Annotated in this window: 5 protein-coding genes; 3 read left to right on the plus strand and 2 right to left on the minus strand. The window is 46.0% G+C overall.

Features of this window, described 5'->3' with window-relative positions; translation table 11 throughout:
* Positions 1–984: hypothetical protein (locus tag QZY09_RS18355; protein WP_295674714.1), on the minus strand; the 984-nt coding region annotated here is incomplete at its 3' end.
* 222 nt (positions 985–1,206) lie between these two features.
* Between QZY09_RS18355 and dinD the strand changes: the two genes are divergently transcribed.
* Positions 1,207–2,040: a DNA damage-inducible protein D gene (dinD, locus tag QZY09_RS18360; RefSeq protein ID WP_295674716.1), complete on the plus strand. Its 834-nt coding sequence runs from the start codon at positions 1,207–1,209 to the stop codon at positions 2,038–2,040.
* A 211-nt stretch (positions 2,041–2,251) separates the two neighbouring features.
* Here dinD and galB read toward each other — a convergent pair whose 3' ends face one another.
* Entirely contained in the window at positions 2,252–4,681 is a 2,430-nt protein-coding gene (galB, locus tag QZY09_RS18365; protein ID WP_295674718.1) for a beta-galactosidase GalB, read from the minus strand.
* A 122-nt stretch (positions 4,682–4,803) separates the two neighbouring features.
* On the opposite strand from galB, the gene QZY09_RS18370 reads away from it, so the two are divergent.
* Positions 4,804–5,280 carry a hypothetical protein gene (locus tag QZY09_RS18370; RefSeq protein ID WP_295674720.1) on the plus strand — a complete coding sequence of 159 codons (477 nt, stop codon included), beginning with the start codon at positions 4,804–4,806 and terminating at the stop codon, positions 5,278–5,280.
* Between the two features lie 81 nt (positions 5,281–5,361).
* Positions 5,362–5,990, plus strand: a 629-nt coding sequence (locus QZY09_RS18375; protein WP_295674721.1) for a shikimate dehydrogenase, incomplete at its 3' end; no start/stop codon positions are given.

A 5,990-nucleotide genomic window follows, 5' to 3' on the forward strand; every position in this document is an offset into this window, starting at 1 on the left:
GGGGTTGGTATTGTTGGTGCCGGGGTCGGTGCCGTTGATGGAGGCGGTATAGGCATCGTTGCCAACAGTTCCGTTTCCGGATACTTCGTAAAGGTTGCCCTGGTCATCTGCGGCAGGCCCCTGCCCGCTTTCCCACAGGCCGCCGGCTTCGCCATCGGGGGTGTTGTTGTAAATAGTTTTAAGCTGCAGCGATTGGGCGTTATACCCAAAAATCCAGCCATGGTAGGGGTTCCAGTCGCAGTGCGAAGCGTAGGTAACGTAAACGGTACCATTTACCAGCGTTAAGGCCTGGCGCTGGTTGGCGCGCAGGGGGTCAAAACTAACGGTGTTGTTTACGCTGCCATCCCCTTTGCCGGGCACACTACCGGTGATGAGGGCGGGGCTGCCGGGCTTTTCGCTGCCGTTGGTAAGGTCGACAGCGTGGAGGTACTGGTAAAAATTGCTGCCCGAGAAGCTTTTGGCCACAAAGTAAATGGTTTTGGCCGCCGAATCGATCACCGGGGTACCGGTAATGCCAATATGAAAACCGAAACCGTAATAGGGGTTGCACCAGGCCGAATTCATTTGGGTATTATTCGGCGGGTTCATGCCGGCCTGGGTGTAATTGGTTTTCCAGTATAATTTGCCATTATCGGCATCAAAAGCATACACGGTATTATTTACCGTGGCGATAAAAACCACGTTATGCAGGCTGCCGCCGATGCTTAAATTGCCATAAACCAGGGGCTGGGTATAAACGTCGTCGTCTACATTAAGGTTAAACAGCCTGCCGAATTTGGTGGTGTTAACATTGCCGGTATTGAGGGCAGTTTCTTGGTTGTTTAAGCCGGCGCGGGTATTGTTATTATGTTGGGTAAGCACGGAGGCATGCTGCGGATTCGGCGTGTTGGTATTGGCAGGGGGCGGTGTAACCGCATCCTTTTTTTTGCAGGCCATCAAAAGCAATGTAAACAGCAGCGCGGCTTTAATAACCTTCGTCATCATCTTTTATATGTAGTTTTTTGGTTTATATGGAATGGGCAGGCAATTATCGGACTTGCCGGTGGTTTGCGCAAATATTTTAAAGGTATAAATATATTAAAAAAATTGGGTGGCGGGTGATGTCATTCAAGAGCCCATTTGGAGGCGTCAGGCACGCTGAATGTTTTCCACAACCCTCAATTATTTTGTTGTTTAGAGCTATATTGCTTTTATAAACCGAAACACATGAAAAAGGAAGTTATTTTAGAATTATTCGGCAAATTTGAACAGGCCTGTTATAATTACAATGGAATAGAATGCTGGAGCGCTAGAGAATTGCAGGAAATATTGGGTTATTCCAAATGGGTAAATTTTTTAAATGTAATTGATAAAGCCAAAAAAGCTTGTGAAAATGCTGATTCCAGTGTTTCAGACCATTTTGCCGACGTCGGTAAAATGGTTACAGTTGGAAGTGGTGTTCAGAGAGAAATTGAAGATATTGCCTTAACCCGTTATGCCTGCTACCTGATTGCGCAAAATGGCGACCCTGCAAAACCGCCCATCGCCTTTGCACAAACCTACTTTGCTGTTCAAACGCGCAAACAGGAAATTATTAAACAGCGGCTGATTGACGTTGAGCGTGTTAACGCCCGCGATAAGCTATCCAAATCTGAAAAGAAGCTATCGGGTATTTTATATGAAAGGGGAGTGGATAGCGCCGGTTTTGCGATCATCCGGTCAAAAGGGGACGAGGCGTTATTCGGCGGGTTTAATACGAATGATATGAAGAAAAAACTGGGTGTGCCCGCTGCCAAACCCCTGGCTGATTTTTTGCCCACACTTACCATTAAAGCAAAAGATTTCGCAAACGAGTTAACAAGTCATAACGTGATTGAAAAAGATTTAAACCAGCAAAACGCCATATCAAAGGAGCATATTGATAACAACAAAGCTGTGCGGGATATTTTACTGCAAAGAGGCGTAAAGCCTGAAGCACTGCCACCGCCAGAAGATGTAAAGAAACTGGAAAGGCGCCTTGACAGCGATAACAAAAAGGCATCAAAAAGCCCCAAATCCTGAAAGTCTTCGCGATATTTTCGATGTAAATTATTAAACAGTTGTCAATTTGTAATTTAGAAGTACTCTCTGCTCTTCACTTGTGCTCATGCTTTTCAGGGGGAACACTGGCTTCTTTCCGCCTAAATGGCATCAATACTATAAAACACAAAACCGGCAGGATGGGCTATCCTGCCGGTTTTGATATACGTTGTTAATAAGCTTAAATTTTCGGTTATTTTACCTGCAATACGGTGGTCGCGCTTTTTAAGCCTGCCGCCGTTGCCGTAAAGGTAATATTGCCTGCTTTTTCTTTGGTTTGGATGATCGCCAGTGCCAGACCGTTAAATGCCTTGCGGTAATTGGCTTTAAACGGATCGTGGCTCACCTCGTCGCCATTGTCAACACCGGCGATGAAGCCCGGGCCGGTCACTTTAAAGTTAACCAGGTTATCCGCATTTGGCACCACATTGCCGTCTTTATCCAGTATCTTAACGGTAATGAACGACAGGTCCTTACCATCTGCTTTGATGTTTTTGCGGTCGGCCACCAGCTCAATTTTGGCGGGGGCGCCCGCAGTGTGGATCTCGCGGGTTAATACCACTTTGCCATTCTTGCGCGAAACAGCTTTCAAAGTACCGGGCTCGTATTTAACCCGCCACATGATGTGGAGATCTTCGCCCAGTTTCTTTTTGGTGCCCAGTGATTTGCCGTTCAGGAACAGTTCTACTTCATCAGCATTGTTATAAAAGGCCCAAACATCTACCATTTTGCCGGGTGTCCAGTTCCAGTGCGGGAAGATGTGCAGTACCGTTTTGTTGGTCCACTCGCTCTGGTACATGTAAAAAACATCCTTAGGGAAGCCCGCCAAATCGATAATACCGAAATAGGAACTCCTTGACGGCCATGAATAAGGGGTTGGTTCGCCCAGGTAGTCAAAGCCAGTCCAGATAAACATTCCCGAAAGGAAGTCGTATTTCTTCATCACTTTCCAGGTAGCTTCATGGGTTGATCCCCATGCCGGGCGAACATTGTCATAAGCTGAAACACTGTTATCCGGGTTGCCATCGGTAAATGGTTTATCCCAGCGTGAGGGCCAGATCCTTACACTATCCGATGGCATATCATAGTGTCCGCGCATCTCCAGACCTGATGTTGTTTCCGTTGCGATAAATTTCTTGCCGGGGTACCTGTCGTGGAAAGTAGCATAGTCAAACTCATGGTAATTATAGCCGATCAGGTCAATCGCACCTGATTGGATGATCTTGTTGCCTTTGCCCGGGTTGTCGTTGGCGGTGGTAATGGGCCGTGTTTTATCCAGGCTGTGTACAATGCCGGCCAGTTCGGGCGCTACACGCAACGCGGTGGTATCCCCCTGCTGCGGGATCTCGTTACCAATGCTCCAGATCATTACGCTCGGGTGGTTGCGGTCGCGCAATACCTGGTCTTCCAGGTCGCGTTTATGCCATTCTTTAAAATATAAATGGTAGTCGTATTTAACTTTCTGCCATTCCCAGCAATCAAAAGCTTCATCCATTACAATAAAGCCCATTTTGTCGCAAAGCTCCAGCAATTCAGGTGCGGGCGGGTTATGCGAAGTACGGATGCCGTTACAGCCCATCGCCTTCAGCATTTGCAGCTGGCGCTCCAGTCCGCGGGTGTTGATGGCAGCGCCAAGGCTGCCCAGGTCGTGGTGATCACAAACGCCCAATATCTTCATCAACTTTCCGTTCAGCGAAAAGCCCTTGTCGGCATCAAAGTTAAAATAGCGGATCCCGATGGGGGTAGTATAACTGTCGGCAGAATTCTTCCCGGATATTTTGGTTAATACTTTATACAGGTAAGGCTTTTCCACCGACCACAATATTGGGTTGTTGATTTTGATGTCCTGTGTAAAACGAGTAGACGCGTCCTTTAATACGGTGTTTTCAGTTGTTGTAGCAACGGCTTTTCCTTCCGCATTTAACAGGGTAGTCGTTATAGTAACCGCCTGTTGTGCATGGGTAGCGTTAAGGATGCTGGCGACAACTTTAACTTCGGCTGCCTTATCAGTAACGCTGGGCGTAATTACGTAGGTGCCCCAATGATCAACGGCGACTTTATTGGTAGTGGTGAGCCACACATTCCGGTAAATGCCCGAGCCTGAATACCAGCGTGAATTTGGTTGAACTGAATTGTCAACCTTAACGGCTATGGTATTGGTACCACCAAAATTTAGGTAGGGCGTTAAATCGTAGCGGAATGAAATATACCCGTTTGGCCGGAAGCCGAGGTTATGGCCATTGATCCATACGGTGCTTTTTTGGTAAACGCCGTCAAAGTCAACATAAACCAGTTTGTTTTTGGCCGATGCGGGCACGGTAAAGGTTTTACGGTACCAACCAATACCACCGGGTAAAGCGCCGCCTTCAGGTGTCGCCGGGTTTTCTTTGCTGAATTTCCCTTCAATACTCCAGTCGTGCGGAAGGTCAAGCACGCGCCAGGTGCCGTCTTTTACGTCCAGTTTTTCGCCGCCTGCAACATCGCCCAGGTTAAAGCGCCATCCTTTGTCGAAGTCGGCAACGGTACGGCCCGGTTGGCTGTAGCCCTTCAGGGCAAATAAAACCATAATAAAAAGGCAAAGCGGCCTGGCCATCTTTGTAAAAAAAGCTTTATGAAGCAGCATAATAGGTTAATTTAGGATTAACTGTAAATTGGACACTAAATTATAATTAATTATTGAATTAGTGCTCGTTGAATTAATGAAACGATTAATTTTTATAAATTTAGACTTTAATCTTTATCACAATGAAAAAATTACTGCTTTTATTAGTTGTTATTGCTGCAGGCTCTTCGGCTATTGCACAAACGATGCCGCCAATTGATGGCCTTAAACTGACGACCAAAGAAGACTACCGGGCTGCAGATACCATAGCCCTGCAGGTTGCCAACTATATTTTGGCCACACCCAGTGATGAGAAAAGTACACCGAGATTAAATGGCACCTCGTTTTTACTCAAATGGATGGGAGGTACTGCTGATTACTCTTTTGACCTGGATGAAAAAGTAATAAAGTATTTTGTAAAAGACCTTGATTTGATGGGTGTTTATATGGCTGCGTTAACTTCTTCTGCGCTCCAAAACAAAACGCCTAAAGATTCAAAATCGCTGACAACATTGGCTGCAAAAAGGTTTGTTGAATACATCAATACACCGGCGAACAACGTCAAGATGAACGGCAAACTGAAAAAACTAACTGAAGCAGAACAAAATGGCGAGTTATAGGTTTTGTCAAGCCATAAACTGTTTTGTTTTTTTCTGCAAATAAGGGGAACGGAATTTTCCTTTTCTTCTTAATATTACAGCATGAAACATTATGGTTTGATCGGTTACCCGCTTTCGCATTCTTTTTCGAAAAAGTATTTTACGGAGAAGTTCGAAAAGGAACATATAACGGATGCCAAATATGATCTTTTCCCCATCGAACATATTACGCAATTGCCGGAGCTATTGAAAGAAAACCCTGACCTTTGTGGCCTTAACGTTACTGTACCGCATAAAATTGGCGTATTAAAATACCTCGACTGGATTGAGCACGACGCCCGCAAAGCCGGGGCCGTAAACTGCATCCGCATCAGCGCTGAAAGCCCTGTTTCCGTGGCATTTTCCGGTGAGGTTGGGATTATTGGCGACGATTTCAGGCTCGAAGGTTTCAATACGGATATCTATGGTTTCGAAATGTCTTTAAAACCGTTGTTAAAAGATCATCACGATAAAGCGCTGGTACTTGGTGATGGGGGCGCGGCAAAAGCAGTAAAATGTGTGCTCGAAAACCTGGGGATCGAATATAAAATGGTTACCCGTAAACCGCATCCCGGCAACCTGCTCTTCACTGGCCTGAAACCAAAACACATAAAAGATCACCTTATAATTATTAATACCACGCCCGTCGGGATGTCGCCAAATGTTAATGAATGCCCGCCGATACCTTACGA

It is taken from the genome of uncultured Mucilaginibacter sp., assembly GCF_903913935.1.
Lineage (GTDB): Bacteria > Bacteroidota > Bacteroidia > Sphingobacteriales > Sphingobacteriaceae > Mucilaginibacter.